Source organism: Novosphingobium tardum, from assembly GCF_042652045.1.
GTDB classification, from domain to species: Bacteria; Pseudomonadota; Alphaproteobacteria; order Sphingomonadales; family Sphingomonadaceae; genus Novosphingobium; species Novosphingobium tardum.
In genome coordinates this window covers 1,110,957-1,126,679 of the sequence record NZ_JBHSDR010000006.1, presented here as the reverse complement: position 1 = coordinate 1,126,679, position 15,723 = coordinate 1,110,957, and the positions used below count along the sequence as shown (strand labels likewise).

The following is a 15,723-nucleotide window of genomic DNA, read 5'->3' as shown; positions in this document are numbered from 1 at the left end:
CGCGGGCCGCCCCGCAACAAGATCGGACACGCTTGCGCGGCCTTCGGCGGCTTCGTAAGGCGCGGTCCATGAAACGCGATACCGGCCGCAACCGCAAAATCACCTCTCGCTGGCGCCCTGCCACCCAGGCGGTGCGGGGCGGCACCTGGCGTTCCGAGCAGGGTGAAACGTCCGAGGCGCTGTTCCTGACCTCTGGTTATTCATACGACGATGCCGCCTCCGTCGCCGCGCGTTTTGCGGGCGAGGCCGAAGGCATGACTTACTCGCGCCTCCAGAATCCTACCGTCCAGATGCTGGAAGAACGCATCGCACTGCTCGAAGGGGCAGAAGCCTGCCGGGCGCAGGCCAGCGGCATGGCGGCGATGACCGCGGCGCTTCTTTGCCAGCTTTCGGCCGGGGACCACATCGTCTCGGCGCGCGCGGCGTTCGGCTCGTGCCGCTGGCTGGTCGATTCGCTTTGCCCGCGCTTCGGGATCGAGACGACCGTCGTGGACGGCCGCGACAATGCCGCATGGCAAGCCGCGATCCGGCCAAACACCAAGGTCTTCTTTTTCGAGACTCCGGCGAACCCGACGATGGACATCGTAGACCTCGCCTTCGTTTGCGGGCTGGCGCGTGCGCACGGGATCACCAGCGTGGTCGATAATGCTTTCGCGACGAGCGCGCTCCAGCGCCCCCTCGAATTCGGCGCCGATGTCGTCGCCTATTCCGCGACCAAGATGATGGACGGGCAGGGCCGCGTGCTTGCCGGCGCGGTCTGCGGCACGCAGCAGTTCATCGACGAAAAGCTCCTGCCGTTCCAGCGCAACACCGGGCCGAACTGCTCGCCCTTCAATGCCTGGGTCGTCCTCAAGGGGCTCGAGACGCTGTCGCTGCGCATAAATCGGCAGAGCGAGAACGCGATGGAAGTGGGCCGCTTCCTGGAACGGCGCGTGCCGCGCATGCTTCACCCCTTCCTGCCCAGCCATCCCCAGCACGATCTTGCCGTACGCCAGATGGACGCTTCTGGGCCGATCTTCAGCTTCGAGGTCGATGGCGAGCGGGCGCAGGCGCACGCCTTGCTCGATGCGCTGGAAGTGATCGATATCTCGAACAACATCGGCGATGCGCGTTCGCTGATGTGCCACCCGGCGTCGACCACGCACCACGGGGTCGGTGCCGAGGCTCGCGCAGAAATGGGCGTGGGCGAAGGTATGCTGCGCCTCAATGTCGGGCTCGAGGATCCGCGCGACCTTATCGAGGACCTCGATCGCGCCCTGACTGCAGCGGGACTGTAGCTTCTTCCTTTTCGGATGAGGTTGCGGAGGCCCTGCGCGGCACCGGATTGAAAGAGCCCGTTGCGCCGGACCGGCACGGCGCGGCGCCTCCGCATCGACACGGGTAACCGGCCCTTATGACAAGTCTAGGACGGCGACGACATTATGCGCGCGTCGCAAAAGGCGGGGCAGGTGACGCAGGTCATTGTCCCAAAGGGCGATCCGCGTTAACCTTGTCGTCGATGAAGGAGCTCTTCCAGCACGCCGCGGTTACCGACGGCATCATCGTGCGGGTCGCGGTGAATTTCCTCCCCGAACAGTCGCGGGTGGAGGCGGGGAAGTGGTTCTGGGTCTATCACATCCGGATCGAGAACGAGGGACCGCAGGCGGTCCAGCTCGTGACCCGCCACTGGCGCATTACCGACGGACGCGGGCTCGTGAGTTTCGTCGATGGCGAAGGGGTGGTGGGCGAGCAGCCGATGCTCAAACCCGGGGACAGCCACGACTATGTCTCGGGCTGCCCGCTTGCAACGCCTCATGGCAGCATGGAAGGCCACTACACCATGCGCCGCGCCGACGGTGCGCTGGTCGAGGTTGCGATCCCGTTCTTCCCGCTCGCTGCCCCCGCCACCGCGGGCTGAACCCCGGCGGCGAACCTGCCGCGCGGCAGCGTTTGTCGTCCTCGCTCTTGCCGCGCCGCGCTTCGCGCCATACTGACGCGCCATGAAGCGCACCCACCTCCCGCTCAACGCCCTGCGCGTGTTCGATGCGGCCGCGCGGCATCTTTCCTTCACGCGCGCGGCCGATGAGCTGGCGGTGACCCCGGCCGCAGTCGGCCAGCAGATCCGCGCTCTCGAGGACCTGCTCGGCGTCGTTCTTTTTCGCCGGACTCCCAAGGGCCTCGAACTTACTGAAGAGGCGCAGGCGGGCCTCGATCCCCTGCGCCACGGCTTCCTGCAATTCGAGGAAGCGGTGCGGGCGATGCAGGCCGGGCAATCGAGCCAGGTCTATACGATCGCGGTGCCGCGCGACTTCCTCAGCCTGTGGCTCGCCTCGCGGCTGGCGGCATTCCGCGGCGACAATTCCGATCTCCGCTTCGTTCTCGTCGCGGGCGAGGGCGATCCCGACTTTACCGAGGCGAATCTCGATCTTGCGGTCCGCTACGGCAACGGGTCCGGCGAGCTTGAGGGTGCGGCGCTCGCGCCCGGCGCGCTCGTCACTGTGACCGCGCCCGGCGGGGCCAATGGCGCCACGGGGTGGATCGGCTGGCCTGGCGACCCCGCTCCGCACGACGGCGATGGCGCTGACGCGGTGGCCATGACCGTCGCCGACGCGGGGCTGGCGCTCGCAGCGGTCGGGGCGGGACTGGGCCGCGCCCGCGTTCCGGCGATGCTGGCAGAGGCCGCGCTCGCTGCCGGAACGGTCGCCGCGGTGGGCGAGCCCGAGCCTAGCGCCAACACCTACTGGCTCGTCGCGCCGATGCCGCAATGGCGGCAGAAGAAGGTCCGCGCGCTCGTCGGCGCCCTCGTCCCGGTGCTCGGATAATACTTACCGGCGCGTAATCATAAGTTTACCGTCATGACCCATATCCACCTGCAATGGCGGGGGGACTTCAACGGGCTGGCGAGGATGTCGCGGATCGACCGGTAACGGCCGATGGGCACCTCCTGCGCGCGTCCACCGCACCCGGACAGTCCGGACTCGATGACGGCGTGGCGAGCGCGTTCGGCCTCAGCCTGTCGCACCGGCTGCCCATCCTTTACGCGGTAATCCTCTTCAATATCTTCGCTTTGGCGATCGGCTTCGCTCACACCGCTCCTCCTTCGCTGACCGTCTGGGCGCCGTTGGTCATGACGGCGGGGATCGGCTCGCGGATCTGGCACTGGGTACCGCACCGGGTCGCCAGGCGTAGCGCCGGGGACCGCGCGCGCGACGTTCACCGCCTCGGGCAGATCAGCCTGGTGCTGGTCGTCACAGTCGTCTGGTGGGCGATGGCGCTTTACACATATGGTAACCGCGACGAGCAGAGTCTCGTCCACTATTTCACCGCAATCAGCTGCTTCGTGGCGATCCTGGCATTCAGCCAGTCGCTCGCCGTGGCCTTGCGCGTCGGTCTTGGGGTCATGGTCCCGTCGAGCATCTGGTTCATGACTCACGGGCACCCCAACGCGCCGCTCGTCGTGTTCGTGCAATTCGCGGTCACCGGCCTGCTTCTCCTGATCTGCCGCGAGCATCAGAGCGACTTCCTTGCGCTAGAGCGTTCGCGCCAGGAGCTTCTTGCGCGCGAGCGCGAGGCCGCCGCGATGGCCGAGCGCAGGCGCATCGAGGCCGCGATCGATCCGCTGACGGGGGCGGCGAACCGGCGAACGATCCTGGCCCGCCTGGCCGATGCACTGGACGACCATGGCCGGCCGACACCGTGGCTCGCGCTCGTCGACCTCGACGGATTCAAGCATATCAACGACACGTACGGCCACGGCGCGGGCGATGCCGTCCTGTGCGCGGTTACCTCGCGCATTGCCGACGCGGCGCAGATCATGGCGTTCGGACGGCTCGGCGGCGACGAGTTCGCGCTGCTTCTCGACGGAGAGCTGGACAGCGAGGGCGCGTCCGCGGTGGTTGACGCGCTGGCTGCGCATATCCGCCGCCCGATCACGCACGGTCACGAAAGGCTGCGGGTCTCGTGCTCGATCGGATTGCGCAAGACCCGTTCGACCCACACCGTCCCCGAATGCCTGGAGCGCGCCGACGCGGCACTCTACAAGGCGAAGGACGCGCGCGGCGGCGTGCGTTTCGAGTTCACCGAAGCAGACGAGCGCGAGCTTCAGGAACGGCGCGCGATCACCCGCACGTTCCATTCGAGCGACCTTCAGAGCCAGATCGCGCTCGTCTATCAGGCCATCGTCGACGGCGACACCGGCCGCGTGATCGGCTTCGAAACGCTTGCCCGATGGACCCCTGACGGGCGCACCTGGTTGACCCCCGAACGGTTCGTCGGCGTGGCCGAGGCGACCGGCCGGATCGGCGAACTGACCCGCACGGTCCTGGCCAAGAGCCTGGCCGAATTCCGCGCCTGGGAGCATGGGTGCGGGCTCGCGATCAACCTTTCGGCGCGGGACATCCTGCGCGCCGGCGCGGCCGACTGGATTGGCGGGATCGTTGCCGCCGCCGGGGCGCCGCCGGCCAGCATCACGCTGGAGATCACCGAGACCGCGCTCCTTTCGGATTATCGCCGTGCCGCCGAGAATCTCAGCGCGCTGCGGTCGCAGGGCTTTCAGATCGCGCTCGACGACTTCGGCACCGGCCAGTCGAGCCTCAGCCACGTTCACCGCCTGCCGCTTGATCATATCAAGATCGATCGCAGTTTCGCGGCGGGGTTGACCACCGACGCCGGATCGCGCGCGATCACCGGGACAATCGTCGCGCTTGCCCGGCAGCTGCGCCTGGGCTGCACGATCGAGGGGATCGAGACCGCCGAGCAACGTGTCGCCGCCCGTTCGCTCGGCCTGCGGATGATGCAGGGCTTCCATTTCGGACAGCCGATGCCGGCCGATCTGGCCCTGGCCGAGATCGCCCGCGCCGCCTGACCAAGGGGCCACGCCACTAGTCGCTGGGCCGCAAACCTTGCAATTCCAGCAGTTCGGGCCCATGTAGGCGGGGCTATCAGTCGCAAACGACGGTCTTTGGCGCTTTGCGGCCCCTCATTCCCTCTCCCGCCTCTCCTAGCCAGGGCTGTGCGGCGTTCGGCCAAGCGGCCTTTCGTGAATCTCGAAGGAATGAGTTATGACTATCGGAACCGTCAAGTTCTTCAACACCGACAAGGGCTTCGGCTTCATCCAGCCCGATGGCGAAGGCCCCGACGCTTTCGTGCACATCAGCGCGGTGCAGGAATCGGGCATGACCACGCTCGATCGCGACCAGCGCGTGAGCTACGAATTGACCGCGGACAAGCGCGGCAAGCAGGCTGCGACCAACATCAAGCCTGCCTGATCGCCTACCGGTGACGATGTCGCGGCGGGGTGCCTGACCAGGTCCTCCGCCGCGCCGTTCGAACCACCCTGCGGGGCATGGCCCCGCTCCGTCATCAACGAGGACACCGCCCGATGGCCCACCAGCACGAATTCTTCCGCGCCCGCGCCGACGAGGCTCGTGCCGAAGCCGGGGCGGCGAAGCTCGACAACGTACGCGAGCGGGCCCTGCGGGCCGCGGCCGCGTGGGAAGTCATGGCCGACCGCGAACTGCGACTGCAGGCCGAACGCCAGCGGCGCGACGCGGAAAAGGCGCACAACGCCGAAGTCGCGAGCCTTGCAGCCGATGACGCCGACGACAATTCCGGCGAAGTTACGGTTGACGGTGCCGATGCAGGCGCGTCTTATCCCCTGACCGCGGTCGAAATCCAGGAAGACGCCGACGAGGTCGTGCGCGCTACCGCAGCGGCCTGACGCTTTCCTGAGACCACGGCACCCTCGTGCCGGATCCGGGCGGCCACACATCGAGGCCGCCCTTCACCACCCTGGCTCCGCCTCAAGGTCACTGACAGACCGGTCAAGCCGCGCGCAGAACTCCGCGATATTCCTGCTCTTCCAACGCCCGGCCAGCGCCAAGTGCGACACAGCTTAGCGGGTTATCCGCAAGGCTGACGGGAAGCCCGGTTTCCTCTGCCAGGACGGTGCCGATCTCAGGCAGCAGCGAGCCGCCCCCGGTCAGGATGATCCCTGCATCGATGATGTCGGCCGCGATTTCTGGAGCAGTCTGTTCCAGCGCGGCCCGGACCGCGTGGACGATCTGGGCGACGGGTTCGGCAAGTGCCTCGGTCAGTTCGCCCTGCTCGATCTCGATCTCGCGGGGAACGCCGCGCGCAACGTCGCGGCCCTTGATCATCGCCTTCAGCGTCGCGCCCGTCGGCACGCGCGCGGTGCCCATTTCCTTCTTCACCCGCTCGGCGGTAGCCTCGCCGATCAAGAGGTTGTGGTGGCGGCGCACCACCGCCGAGATCGCCTCGTCCATCCGGTCGCCGCCCACGCGGACCGACATCGCAAGGTGCAGGCCCTGGATCGAGATGACTCCGACTTCGGTCGTGCCGCCGCCGATATCGACCACCATAGAACCGACCGGCTGCGTGACCGGCAGGTTGGCGCCGATCGCCGCCGCCATCGGCTCGTCGATCAGCCAGACCTTGCGCGCGCCGGCGTTCGACACCGCATCGCGGATCGCCCTGCGCTCCACCTGGGTCGAGCCCGATGGAACGCAGATCACCATTTCGGGAGCCGGTCGCAGCCGGCCCGCGCCGCGCGCCTTGGCGATGAAATGCTTGATCATCTGCTCGGCGATCTCGATGTCGGCGATCACCCCGTTGCGCAACGGGCGGATGGTCCGCACGTTGTCGGGCGTCTTGCCCATCATGAGCTTCGCGTCATCGCCCACCGCGCGCACGCTGGTATGGCCGTTGATCGTCTCCATCGCCACGACCGACGGTTCGGCCACGACCACGCCCTTGTCGCGCAGGTAGACGACCGTGTTGGCGGTGCCGAGATCGATCGCGAGGTCGGCCGAAGCCCCCCGGAACATATTGAAAATGGACATTCGACCCCAATCCCTCTCCTGCGGCCAGGACCCTTCCGGCCGTGCAGGTGCACGTGCGTTGCGGCCACGAAAGATGAGCGCCAGATTAACCATTTAGCGATGTCCGGCGGCGATGCGACGAAGCGCCGCGCAGCGGGGTCTTGTGGAGCCTGATGCAGCTTGCGAGGCTTGAGCGAGGCGCGCTGGCAGAGGCTCGCCAGACCGGCGGGATCGGCTTGACCTTTTGGACGAATCCCACTAGGGGCCGGCGCATCCGGAACGGGGTCGCTCCCCCTTCGGGCAGATAGAGCTGAACATTGTCGGCTTTGAGCGGAGGGCCTTGAGGGCGGCGAAAGCCGGCTCACAGGGTCTTTTTCTATTGGACGGTCTTCCGTGCCTTCGGGCGCCAGCGGCCACCCTTCGCTTGGAAACGGCACAGTAACCGGCGCTTCCCGCTTGCGGATGGGGCGTCAACTGACCGGGCACTGTCGCTCCGGTCAGCCAAAAAGGTGAAGCATTCATGCCAACGATCAACCAGCTGGTCCGCAAGGGCCGGGTGCCGCAGAAGGTGAAGTCCAAGGTTCCGGCCATGGAACAGAACCCGCAGAAGCGCGGCGTCTGCACTCGCGTCTACACGACGACCCCGAAGAAGCCGAACTCGGCGCTGCGCAAGGTGGCCAAGGTCCGCCTGACCAACCAGCGCGAGGTCATCAGCTACATCCCGGGCGAAGGCCACAACCTGCAGGAGCACAGCGTCGTGCTGATCCGCGGCGGGCGTGTGCGCGACCTTCCCGGCGTGCGCTATCACGTCCTGCGCGGCGTGCTCGACACGCAGGGCGTCAAGGACCGCAAGCAGTCGCGCTCGAAGTACGGGGCCAAGCGGCCGAAGTGATCGCGCGCGGCGGTTCGTTCCGCCGCGTTCCGCATCACGCTGGTTTATCGGCCCGCGCCGCATAGCGCGCCGGCCCGATTAGAAGGAATTATCCGATGTCACGTCGTCGTCGTCCCGAAAAGCGGGAAATCCTGCCCGATCCCAAGTTCGGTGATCAGACCCTGTCGAAGTTCATGAACAACCTCATGCTCGACGGTAAGAAGTCGGTTGCGGAGAGCATCGTCTACGGTGCGATGAGCACCATGGAAACGCGCGCCAAGGCGGATCCGCTGCAGCTGTTCCACGATGCGCTCAACAACGTCCGTCCCCAGATCGAAGTGCGTTCGCGCCGGGTCGGCGGCGCCACCTACCAGGTCCCGGTCGAGGTTCGCCCCGAGCGCGCCCAGGCCCTGGCGATCCGCTGGCTGATCTCGGCCGCGCGCAACCGTTCGGAAACGACGATGGCCGCACGGCTTTCGGGCGAGCTGATGGACGCCGCCAACAACCGCGGCAACGCGGTGAAGAAGCGCGAAGACACGCACCGGATGGCCGACGCCAACCGCGCGTTCTCGCACTACCGCTGGTAACTTTCGTAACTATATAGCGCGAGCGCCAGGCTGCTGCCTGGCGTTTCCCGCCACCCAAGGACAAAGATCATGGCCCGCAGCCATCCGCTCGCCAAATACCGCAACATCGGGATCATGGCGCACATCGACGCCGGCAAGACCACGACCACCGAGCGTATCCTCTATTACACCGGCAAGTCCTACAAGATCGGCGAAGTCCACGACGGCGCCGCGACCATGGACTGGATGGAGCAGGAGCAGGAGCGCGGGATCACGATCACGTCGGCCGCGACGACCTGTTTCTGGAACGACCACCGGATCAACATCATCGACACTCCGGGCCACGTCGACTTCACCATCGAAGTCGAGCGTTCGCTGCGCGTGCTCGACGGCGCGGTCGCGTGCTTCGACGGCGTTGCGGGCGTCGAGCCCCAGTCGGAAACGGTGTGGCGCCAGGCGGACAAGTACAAGGTTCCGCGGATGTGCTTCATCAACAAGCTCGACCGCACCGGCGCGAACTTCAAGTATTGCGTCCAGTCGATCATCGACCGTCTCGGCGCGACGCCGGCGGTGCTCTATCTTCCCATCGGCATCGAAGCCGACCTCAAGGGCCTGGTCGATCTCGTCAACAACCGCGCGATCATCTGGAAGGATGAGTCGCTGGGCGCCGAGTTCTTCTATGAGGACGTCCCGGCGGATATGGTCGACGAAGCGGCCGACTACCGCAACAAGCTGATCGAGCTGGCCGTCGAGCAGGACGATGCGGCGATGGAAGCCTATCTCGAAGGCAACGAGCCCGACGTCGACACGCTCAAGGCGCTGATCCGCAAGGGCACGCTGGCCCAGGCGTTCGTTCCCGTGTGCTGCGGCTCCGCGTTCAAGAACAAGGGCGTCCAGCCCCTGCTCGACGCGGTCGTCGACTACCTGCCTTCGCCGCTCGACATCGAGGACGTCCAGGGCGTCAAGATGGACAGCGACGAGCCCGACAGCCGTCCGCCGGCCGATGACGCGCCGTTCAGCGCACTCGCGTTCAAGGTCATGAACGATCCGTTCGTGGGCTCGCTCACCTTCATCCGCATCTATTCGGGCACGCTCAACAAGGGCACCTACCTGAACTCGGTGAAGGACAAGAAGGAGAAGGTCGGCCGCATCCTCGAGATGCACGCCAACGAGCGCAAGGACGTGGACGAGGCCTTCGCGGGTGACATTGTCGCGCTGGCCGGCATGAAGGAAACCACGACCGGCGACACGCTGTGCGCCGAACGCGCGCCGATCGTGCTCGAGCGGATGGAATTCCCCGAGCCGGTCATCGAGCTGTCGGTGGAGCCGAAGACCAAGGCCGACCAGGAAAAGATGGGCGTCGCGCTCAACCGCCTGTCGGCCGAGGATCCCTCGTTCCGCGTTTCGACCGATCACGAATCGGGCCAGACGATCATCAAGGGGATGGGCGAGCTTCACCTCGACATCATCGTCGATCGCATGCGCCGCGAGTTCAAGGTCGAGGCCAACGTCGGCGCCCCGCAGGTTGCCTATCGGGAATACCTCGCGAAGAAGGTGGACATCGATTACACCCACAAGAAGCAGTCGGGTGGTTCGGGTCAGTTCGCCCGCGTCAAGTTCACGGTCGCCCCGGGCGAGCGTGGCTCGGGCATCATCTTCAAGGACAACATCAAGGGCGGCAACGTTCCGAAGGAGTACATTCCTTCGGTCGAGAAGGGCATGCGCGAAACCGCGGCCTCGGGCAGCCTCGTCGGGTTCCCGATCATCGACTTCGAGATCGAGCTCTATGACGGTGCCTACCACGACGTCGACTCGTCCGCCCTGGCGTTCGAGATCGCGGGCCGTGCCGCCATGCGCGAAGCCGCGCAGAAGGCGGGGATCAAGCTGCTCGAGCCGATCATGAAGGTCGAGGTCGTTTCGCCCGAGGAATATCTCGGCGACGTCATCGGCGACATGAACAGCCGTCGCGGCCAGATCCAGGGCACCGACAGCCGGGGCAACGCCCAGGTCGTCGAGGCGCTGGTCCCGCTCGCCAACATGTTCGGCTACGTCAACCAGCTCCGGTCGTTCACGCAGGGCCGGGCGAACTATTCGATGTTCTTCTCCCACTACGACGAGGTCCCGGCAAACGTCGCGGCCGAGGTCAAGGAGAAGCTTGCCTGACCGGCAGGATCGTTCTAGGGGCGGCGCCTGATTTCAGGGCGTGATTCTGGCAGTCGCCGCTCCCACGCACTTATCAATTCCAAGCGAAAAGAAGGTTTGAACAATGGCCAAGGCTAAATTCGAGCGGACGAAGCCGCACTGCAACATCGGCACCATCGGTCACGTCGACCATGGCAAGACCACGCTGACCGCGGCGATCACCAAGGTGCTGGCCGAGACCGGCGGCGCGACGTTCACCGATTACGCCAACATCGACAAGGCGCCGGAAGAGCGTGAGCGCGGCATCACCATCTCGACCGCCCACGTCGAGTACGAGACCGCCAACCGCCACTACGCGCACGTCGATTGCCCGGGCCACGCCGACTATGTGAAGAACATGATCACCGGCGCCGCGCAGATGGACGGTGCGATCCTGGTCGTGAACGCCGCCGACGGCCCGATGCCCCAGACCCGCGAGCACATCCTGCTCGCCCGTCAGGTCGGCGTGCCTCAGCTGGTCGTCTACATGAACAAGGTCGACCAGGTCGACGACGAGGAAATCCTCGAGCTCGTCGAGCTGGAAGTTCGCGAGCTGCTCAGCTCGTACGGCTTCGAGGGCGACGATATTCCGATCATCAAGGGTTCGGCTCTCGCCGCGCTCGAAGGTCGTGACGACAACATCGGCAAGAACTCGATCAACGAGCTGATGGCCGCTGTCGACAGCTTCATCCCGCAGCCGCCGCGTCCGACCGACAAGCCGTTCCTGATGCCGGTCGAAGACGTGTTCTCGATCTCGGGCCGCGGCACCGTCGTGACCGGCCGTGTCGAGACCGGAATCGTCAAGGTTGGCGAGGAAGTCGAGATCGTCGGTCTCAAGGACACCCGCAAGACTGTCGTCACCGGCGTCGAAATGTTCCGCAAGCTGCTCGACCAGGGCGAAGCCGGCGACAACATTGGCGCGCTGGTTCGCGGCGTCGGCCGTGAAGAGGTCGAGCGTGGCCAGGTTCTCTGCAAGCCCGGTTCGGTTACGCCGCACACCGAGTTCAGCGCCGAGGTCTACGTGCTGTCGAAGGACGAGGGTGGCCGTCACACGCCGTTCTTCGCCAACTACCGCCCGCAGTTCTACTTCCGCACCACCGACGTCACCGGCGAAGTGATCCTTCCCGAGGGCACCGAGATGGTGATGCCGGGCGACAACGTCTCGATCGGCGTCAAGCTGATCGCGCCGATCGCGATGGACCAGGGCCTGCGCTTCGCCATCCGCGAAGGTGGCCGGACCGTCGGTTCGGGGGTTGTCAGCACCATCACCAAGTAATATAGGCCGCGCTCCGCCGGACGCCTCGCGAGATTCGCAAGGCATCCGGCGGCCGGTTTTTCGCGATCCGCGTGATGCCTCGGCCTTGGAAAAGGCGGGATTTTGCGCGGGCCGTTTTGTTTTTTGCTCTTTCGCATCGGTAGACGGACATGGAAGCCCAGAATATCCGCATTCGCCTGAAGGCATTTGACCACCGCGTGCTGGATCAGGCCACTGGCGAGATCGCGGATACCGCACGCCGCACCGGTGCGCTGATCCGGGGCCCCATTCCGCTCCCGACGCGCATCGAGAAGTTCACCGTGAACCGCGGCCCGCACATCGACAAGAAGTCGCGCGAGCAGTTCGAGGTGCGCACCTACAAGCGGCTGCTCGACATCGTGCAGCCCAACGCCGCCACCGTGGACGCGCTGATGAAGCTCGACCTCGCGGCCGGCGTCAACGTCGAGATCAAGCTCGCGTAACTATTTTCCTCCGGCCTCGGCCGGATGCTGATCGACCGCTTCGGCGGCGCGATCGGGACAAAGGGATACCTCCGGCGTACTGCCGGGCAAGCGTCCCCCGTCTCGCCTTTTCCTTCGCGGGGATCGGCACTCAGCCCAGACGGGGCTCGCTCTAATCTCGGGCTGAACACGCCTGTCGGATGGTCCGGCAGGCCTCTGTAAGGAGATTGATCATGCGCACAGGCGTGATCGCGAAGAAGGTGGGCATGACCCGCCTGTTCCAGGAAGACGGCCGGCACGTGCCGGTCACCGTCCTCGCCCTTGAGGATTGCCAGGTGGTTTCGGTACGCACCGCCGACCGTGACGGTTACGTCGCGCTCCAGCTCGGTGCCGGCGAAGCCAAGCAGAAGAACGTCGCCAAGCCGCAGCGCGAGCATTTCGCGAAGGCCGAGGTGCCGCTCAAGATGCGAGTTGCCGAGTTCCGCGTGTCCGACGATGCGTTGCTCGATGTCGGCGCCACGATCGCCGCTTCCCACTTCGTCGCCGGCCAGATGGTCGACGTCACCGGCCACACGCAGGGCAAGGGTTTTGCCGGTGCGATGAAGCGCTGGGGCTTCGGCGGCATGCGCGCGACGCACGGCGTCTCGATCAGCCACCGTGCCCACGGTTCGACCGGTCAGCGCCAGGATCCGGGCAAGGTCTTCAAGAACAAGAAGATGGCCGGCCACATGGGTGACAAGCAGCGCACCCAGCAGAACCTCGAAGTCGTGCGGATCGACGATGCCCGCGGCCTGATCTTCGTCAAGGGCTCCGTCCCGGGTGCGAAGAACAGCTGGATGCTGGTTCGCGACGCGGTGAAGCTGCCGCGCCACGCCGATGCGCCGTATCCCGGTGCCGTCCTCGACAAGAAGGGCGCCGCTCCCGAGCACGAGGAAGCTCCCGCCGGCATGGTTGAACCTGCCGCCGAGCACGAAGTCGATACCGGCCCGACCGCCGAGGAAGCCGCTGCGCTCCTCGCCGAGCAGCATGCCGGCGCTCAGACCGACGCCGAGATCGAACAGACCGCCGAGGGCAATGCCACCGGTGAAGAAAGCCAGGAGGGCTGAACGTGAAGGTCAAGGTCCAGAACCTGGATGGCACGGCGGCGAAGAACGCCGACGTCGAGCTGTCCGATGCCGTATTCGGCATCGAGCCGCGCGCCGACATCCTCCACCGCGTTGTCACCTGGCAGCTCGAGAACCGCCGCGGCACCGCCCGCGCGGCGCGCGAGCGTTCGGACGTGGCCCGCACCGGCAAGAAGTTCGGTCGCCAGAAGGGCGGCGGTACGGCTCGTCACGGCGATCGTCGTGCTCCGATCTTCATCGGCGGCGGCAAGGCCCACGGTCCGCGCAAGCGTGACTTCGAGCAGTCGCTGAACAAGAAGGTCCGTGCGCTCGGCTTGCGCATGGCGCTTTCGGCCAAGGCGAAGGACGGCCTCGTCGTCGTCGACAGCCTCGAGCTGAAGGACGCCAAGACCAAGGCGCTGAGCCAGCAGCTCGCCGGCCTTGGCTGGGGCAAGAAGGTCCTCGTGATCGATGGCGACGCAGTCGATCAGGGCTTCGCCCAAGCCTGCGGCAACATCGTCGGGATCAACGTGCTCCCCGCGGTCGGCGCCAACGTCTACGACATTCTCAAGCATGATACGCTGGTGCTGACGCGCGCCGCGGTCGAGAAACTGGAGGCGCGTTTCAATGGCTAAGGCACCTGCCAAGAAGGCGTCGACCGGCGTGGTCGACACCCGCCACTATGACGTGATCGTGGCTCCCCACATCACCGAGAAGACCACCCTGCTGTCCGAGCACAACGCGGTTGTCTTCAAGGTCGCCGGCAAGGCGACCAAGCCGGAGATCAAGGCCGCGGTCGAAGCGCTGTTCAGCGTGAACGTCACTGGCGTGAACACGTTGACCCAGAAGGGCAAGACCAAGCGGTGGAAGGGCAAGCCCTACCGCCGCTCCGATGTAAAGAAGGCGATTGTCACGCTGGCCGCCGGCCAGTCGATCGACATCACCGAAGGCGTCCGGGGCTAATCCGATGGCACTCAAGAACTACAAGCCGACATCGCCCGCGCGGCGCGGCCTCATCCTCGTCGACAAGTCGTCACTGTGGAAGGGCAAGCCCGTCAAGGCGCTGACCGAAGGCAAGCACAAGACCGGCGGCCGCAACAACAAGGGCCACGTCACTTCGCGCGGCATCGCGGGCGGTCACAAGCAGAAGTACCGCTACATCGATTTCAAGCGCCGCAAGTGGGACGCACCCGCGACGGTCGAGCGCCTGGAATATGATCCCAACCGCACCGCGTTCATCGCGCTGGTGAAGTACGCCGACGGCGAGCAGACCTATATCCTGGCGCCGCAGCGCCTGGCGGTCGGCGACGCTGTCGTCGCGGGCGAGAAGACCGACGTGAAGCCGGGCAACGCCATGTTGCTGGGTCAGATGCCGGTCGGCACCATCATCCACAACGTGGAGATGAAGCCGGGCAAGGGTGGCCAGATCGCCCGTTCGGCCGGCACGTATGCCCAGCTCGTCGGTCGCGACCGCGGGATGGTCATCGTTCGCCTGAACTCGGGTGAGCAGCGCTACCTGCGCGGCGATTGCATGGGCACGGTTGGCGCGGTTTCGAACCCCGACAACTCGAACCAGAACTTTGCCAAGGCCGGTCGCAGCCGCTGGATGGGCAAGCGCCCGCTGACCCGCGGCGTCGCCAAGAACCCGGTCGATCACCCGCACGGCGGTGGTGAAGGCCGGACCTCGGGCGGCCGTCACCCGGTCACGCCGTGGGGCAAGCCGACCAAGGGTGCGCGCACGCGCAACAACAAGCAGACGGACAAGATGATCATCCGTTCGCGGCACGCGAAGAAGAAGAGGTAACCCCTATGGCTCGTTCCATCTGGAAAGGTCCGTTCGTCGACCTCCATCTGCTTAAGAAGGCAGAGACCGCCCAGGACACCTCGGCGCGTTCCGGCCCGATCAAGACCTGGTCGCGCCGTTCGACGATCCTGCCGCAGTTCGTTGGCCTGACCTTCAACGTCTACAACGGACACAAATTCATTCCCGTCTCGGTCAACGAGGACATGGTGGGTCACAAGCTGGGTGAGTTCGCGCCGACGCGCACGTTCCCCGGTCACGCCGCCGACAAGAAGGGCAAGCGCTGATGGGCAAGGAAAAGTCTGGCCGTCGCGTGGGTGACAAAGAAGCACTGTCGGTGGGCACGCAGATTCGCGGCTCGGCGCAGAAGCTGAATCTCGTCGCTGCGCTGATCCGCGGCCGCAAGGTCGAGGAAGCGATGAACATTCTCGCTTTTTCGAAGCGGGCCATGGCCGTCGACGCGCGCAAGGTGCTCGCCTCGGCGATCGCCAACGCCGAGAACAACCACAACCTCGACGTCGATGCGCTGGTCGTTTCCGAAGCCAGCGTCGGCAAGTCGATCACCATGAAGCGGTTCCACACGCGCGGACGGGGCAAGTCGACCCGCATCCTCAAGCCGTTCTCGCGGCTGCGCATCGTCGTCCGCGAAGCCGAGGAGGCCTGAGCC

The 15,723-nt window shown here is 65.8% G+C and carries 18 protein-coding genes; 17 read left to right on the top strand and 1 reads right to left on the bottom strand.

Going from position 1 to position 15,723, the window contains the following annotated elements; genetic code table 11:
- The first annotated feature begins 68 nt into the window (after nt 1–68).
- The 6 genes from ACFO0A_RS13490 to ACFO0A_RS13465 all read left to right on the top strand — a co-directional run bounded on the left by ACFO0A_RS13490 (nt 69) and on the right by ACFO0A_RS13465 (nt 5,698).
- The gene (locus ACFO0A_RS13490; RefSeq protein WP_379539521.1) at nt 69–1,277 is read left to right on the top strand and encodes a trans-sulfuration enzyme family protein; all 1,209 of its coding nucleotides are present in this window, start codon (nt 69–71) and stop codon (nt 1,275–1,277) included.
- Nucleotides 1,278–1,498: 221 nt separating this feature from the next.
- Nucleotides 1,499–1,897 (top strand): Co2+/Mg2+ efflux protein ApaG, encoded by a 399-nt coding sequence (gene apaG / locus ACFO0A_RS13485; RefSeq protein WP_379539520.1) that lies wholly within the window; start codon nt 1,499–1,501, stop codon nt 1,895–1,897.
- Nucleotides 1,898–1,979: 82 nt separating this feature from the next.
- Nucleotides 1,980–2,801 carry a LysR family transcriptional regulator gene (locus ACFO0A_RS13480; RefSeq protein ID WP_379539519.1) on the top strand — a complete coding sequence of 274 codons (822 nt, stop codon included), beginning with the start codon at nt 1,980–1,982 and terminating at the stop codon, nt 2,799–2,801.
- A 53-nt stretch (nt 2,802–2,854) separates the two neighbouring features.
- Nucleotides 2,855–4,843 carry a putative bifunctional diguanylate cyclase/phosphodiesterase gene (locus tag ACFO0A_RS13475; protein ID WP_379539518.1) on the top strand — a complete coding sequence of 663 codons (1,989 nt, stop codon included), beginning with the start codon at nt 2,855–2,857 and terminating at the stop codon, nt 4,841–4,843.
- 196 nt (nt 4,844–5,039) lie between these two features.
- The gene (locus ACFO0A_RS13470) at nt 5,040–5,246 is read left to right on the top strand and encodes a cold-shock protein (RefSeq protein ID WP_379539517.1); all 207 of its coding nucleotides are present in this window, start codon (nt 5,040–5,042) and stop codon (nt 5,244–5,246) included.
- Nucleotides 5,247–5,359: 113 nt separating this feature from the next.
- Nucleotides 5,360–5,698 carry a hypothetical protein gene (locus ACFO0A_RS13465; RefSeq protein WP_379539516.1) on the top strand — a complete coding sequence of 113 codons (339 nt, stop codon included), beginning with the start codon at nt 5,360–5,362 and terminating at the stop codon, nt 5,696–5,698.
- A gap of 103 nt (nt 5,699–5,801) precedes the next feature.
- On the opposite strand, the gene ACFO0A_RS13460 is transcribed toward ACFO0A_RS13465, so the two are convergent.
- Entirely contained in the window at nt 5,802–6,839 is a 1,038-nt protein-coding gene (locus tag ACFO0A_RS13460; protein ID WP_379539515.1) for a rod shape-determining protein, read from the bottom strand.
- A gap of 499 nt (nt 6,840–7,338) precedes the next feature.
- Here ACFO0A_RS13460 and rpsL point away from each other — a divergent pair, with 499 nt between their 5' ends.
- The 11 genes from rpsL (at nt 7,339) to rplV (ending at nt 15,720) form a co-directional block, all read left to right on the top strand.
- Nucleotides 7,339–7,710 (top strand): 30S ribosomal protein S12, encoded by a 372-nt coding sequence (gene rpsL / locus ACFO0A_RS13455; protein WP_164116470.1) that lies wholly within the window; start codon nt 7,339–7,341, stop codon nt 7,708–7,710.
- Nucleotides 7,711–7,805: 95 nt separating this feature from the next.
- Nucleotides 7,806–8,276, top strand: coding sequence for a 30S ribosomal protein S7 (gene rpsG / locus ACFO0A_RS13450; RefSeq protein WP_379539514.1), 471 nt, complete (start codon nt 7,806–7,808; stop codon nt 8,274–8,276).
- Between the two features lie 69 nt (nt 8,277–8,345).
- Complete coding sequence (gene fusA, locus ACFO0A_RS13445; protein ID WP_379539513.1) at nt 8,346–10,418, top strand: elongation factor G; 2,073 nt, start codon at nt 8,346–8,348, stop codon at nt 10,416–10,418.
- 103 nt (nt 10,419–10,521) lie between these two features.
- On the top strand, nt 10,522–11,712 hold the full coding sequence (gene tuf / locus ACFO0A_RS13440; protein WP_379539512.1) for an elongation factor Tu: 1,191 nt from the start codon (nt 10,522–10,524) through the stop codon (nt 11,710–11,712).
- A 149-nt stretch (nt 11,713–11,861) separates the two neighbouring features.
- Nucleotides 11,862–12,173, top strand: coding sequence for a 30S ribosomal protein S10 (gene rpsJ, locus ACFO0A_RS13435; RefSeq protein WP_068072885.1), 312 nt, complete (start codon nt 11,862–11,864; stop codon nt 12,171–12,173).
- A gap of 212 nt (nt 12,174–12,385) precedes the next feature.
- Nucleotides 12,386–13,258: a 50S ribosomal protein L3 gene (rplC, locus tag ACFO0A_RS13430; protein ID WP_379539511.1), complete on the top strand. Its 873-nt coding sequence runs from the start codon at nt 12,386–12,388 to the stop codon at nt 13,256–13,258.
- Between the two features lie 2 nt (nt 13,259–13,260).
- On the top strand, nt 13,261–13,890 hold the full coding sequence (gene rplD, locus ACFO0A_RS13425) for a 50S ribosomal protein L4 (RefSeq protein WP_379539510.1): 630 nt from the start codon (nt 13,261–13,263) through the stop codon (nt 13,888–13,890).
- Nucleotides 13,883–14,218, top strand: coding sequence for a 50S ribosomal protein L23 (locus tag ACFO0A_RS13420; RefSeq protein WP_379539509.1), 336 nt, complete (start codon nt 13,883–13,885; stop codon nt 14,216–14,218). The genes rplD and ACFO0A_RS13420 overlap by 8 nt, the downstream gene beginning before the upstream one ends.
- A gap of 4 nt (nt 14,219–14,222) precedes the next feature.
- The gene (gene rplB, locus ACFO0A_RS13415) at nt 14,223–15,059 is read left to right on the top strand and encodes a 50S ribosomal protein L2 (RefSeq protein ID WP_379539508.1); all 837 of its coding nucleotides are present in this window, start codon (nt 14,223–14,225) and stop codon (nt 15,057–15,059) included.
- A gap of 5 nt (nt 15,060–15,064) precedes the next feature.
- Nucleotides 15,065–15,343: a 30S ribosomal protein S19 gene (gene rpsS, locus ACFO0A_RS13410; RefSeq protein WP_379539507.1), complete on the top strand. Its 279-nt coding sequence runs from the start codon at nt 15,065–15,067 to the stop codon at nt 15,341–15,343.
- A complete protein-coding gene (gene rplV, locus ACFO0A_RS13405) occupies nt 15,343–15,720 on the top strand; it encodes a 50S ribosomal protein L22 (RefSeq protein WP_379539506.1) in 378 nt (125 codons plus the stop codon). Before rpsS ends, rplV begins: the two co-directional genes overlap by 1 nt.
- The last annotated feature ends 3 nt before the right edge of the window (nt 15,721–15,723 follow it).

Excerpts from the sequence above, each read along its gene's own strand:
- fusA (WP_379539513.1), top strand. The coding sequence starts at position 8,346 with ATGGCCCGCAGCCATCCGCTCGCCAAATACCGCAACATCGGGATCATG.
- ACFO0A_RS13490 (WP_379539521.1), top strand. The coding sequence starts at position 69 with ATGAAACGCGATACCGGCCGCAACCGCAAAATCACCTCTCGCTGGCGC.
- apaG (WP_379539520.1), top strand. The coding sequence starts at position 1,499 with ATGAAGGAGCTCTTCCAGCACGCCGCGGTTACCGACGGCATCATCGTG.
- rpsL (WP_164116470.1), top strand. The coding sequence starts at position 7,339 with ATGCCAACGATCAACCAGCTGGTCCGCAAGGGCCGGGTGCCGCAGAAG.
- ACFO0A_RS13420 (WP_379539509.1), top strand. The coding sequence starts at position 13,883 with ATGGCTAAGGCACCTGCCAAGAAGGCGTCGACCGGCGTGGTCGACACC.
- rpsG (WP_379539514.1), top strand. The coding sequence starts at position 7,806 with ATGTCACGTCGTCGTCGTCCCGAAAAGCGGGAAATCCTGCCCGATCCC.
- ACFO0A_RS13460 (WP_379539515.1), bottom strand. The coding sequence starts at position 6,839 with ATGTCCATTTTCAATATGTTCCGGGGGGCTTCGGCCGACCTCGCGATC.
- rplV (WP_379539506.1), top strand. The coding sequence starts at position 15,343 with ATGGGCAAGGAAAAGTCTGGCCGTCGCGTGGGTGACAAAGAAGCACTG.
- ACFO0A_RS13475 (WP_379539518.1), top strand. The coding sequence starts at position 2,855 with ATGGCGGGGGGACTTCAACGGGCTGGCGAGGATGTCGCGGATCGACCG.
- tuf (WP_379539512.1), top strand. The coding sequence starts at position 10,522 with ATGGCCAAGGCTAAATTCGAGCGGACGAAGCCGCACTGCAACATCGGC.
- ACFO0A_RS13465 (WP_379539516.1), top strand. The coding sequence starts at position 5,360 with ATGGCCCACCAGCACGAATTCTTCCGCGCCCGCGCCGACGAGGCTCGT.
- ACFO0A_RS13470 (WP_379539517.1), top strand. The coding sequence starts at position 5,040 with ATGACTATCGGAACCGTCAAGTTCTTCAACACCGACAAGGGCTTCGGC.
- rplB (WP_379539508.1), top strand. The coding sequence starts at position 14,223 with ATGGCACTCAAGAACTACAAGCCGACATCGCCCGCGCGGCGCGGCCTC.
- rpsJ (WP_068072885.1), top strand. The coding sequence starts at position 11,862 with ATGGAAGCCCAGAATATCCGCATTCGCCTGAAGGCATTTGACCACCGC.
- rpsS (WP_379539507.1), top strand. The coding sequence starts at position 15,065 with ATGGCTCGTTCCATCTGGAAAGGTCCGTTCGTCGACCTCCATCTGCTT.
- ACFO0A_RS13480 (WP_379539519.1), top strand. The coding sequence starts at position 1,980 with ATGAAGCGCACCCACCTCCCGCTCAACGCCCTGCGCGTGTTCGATGCG.
- rplC (WP_379539511.1), top strand. The coding sequence starts at position 12,386 with ATGCGCACAGGCGTGATCGCGAAGAAGGTGGGCATGACCCGCCTGTTC.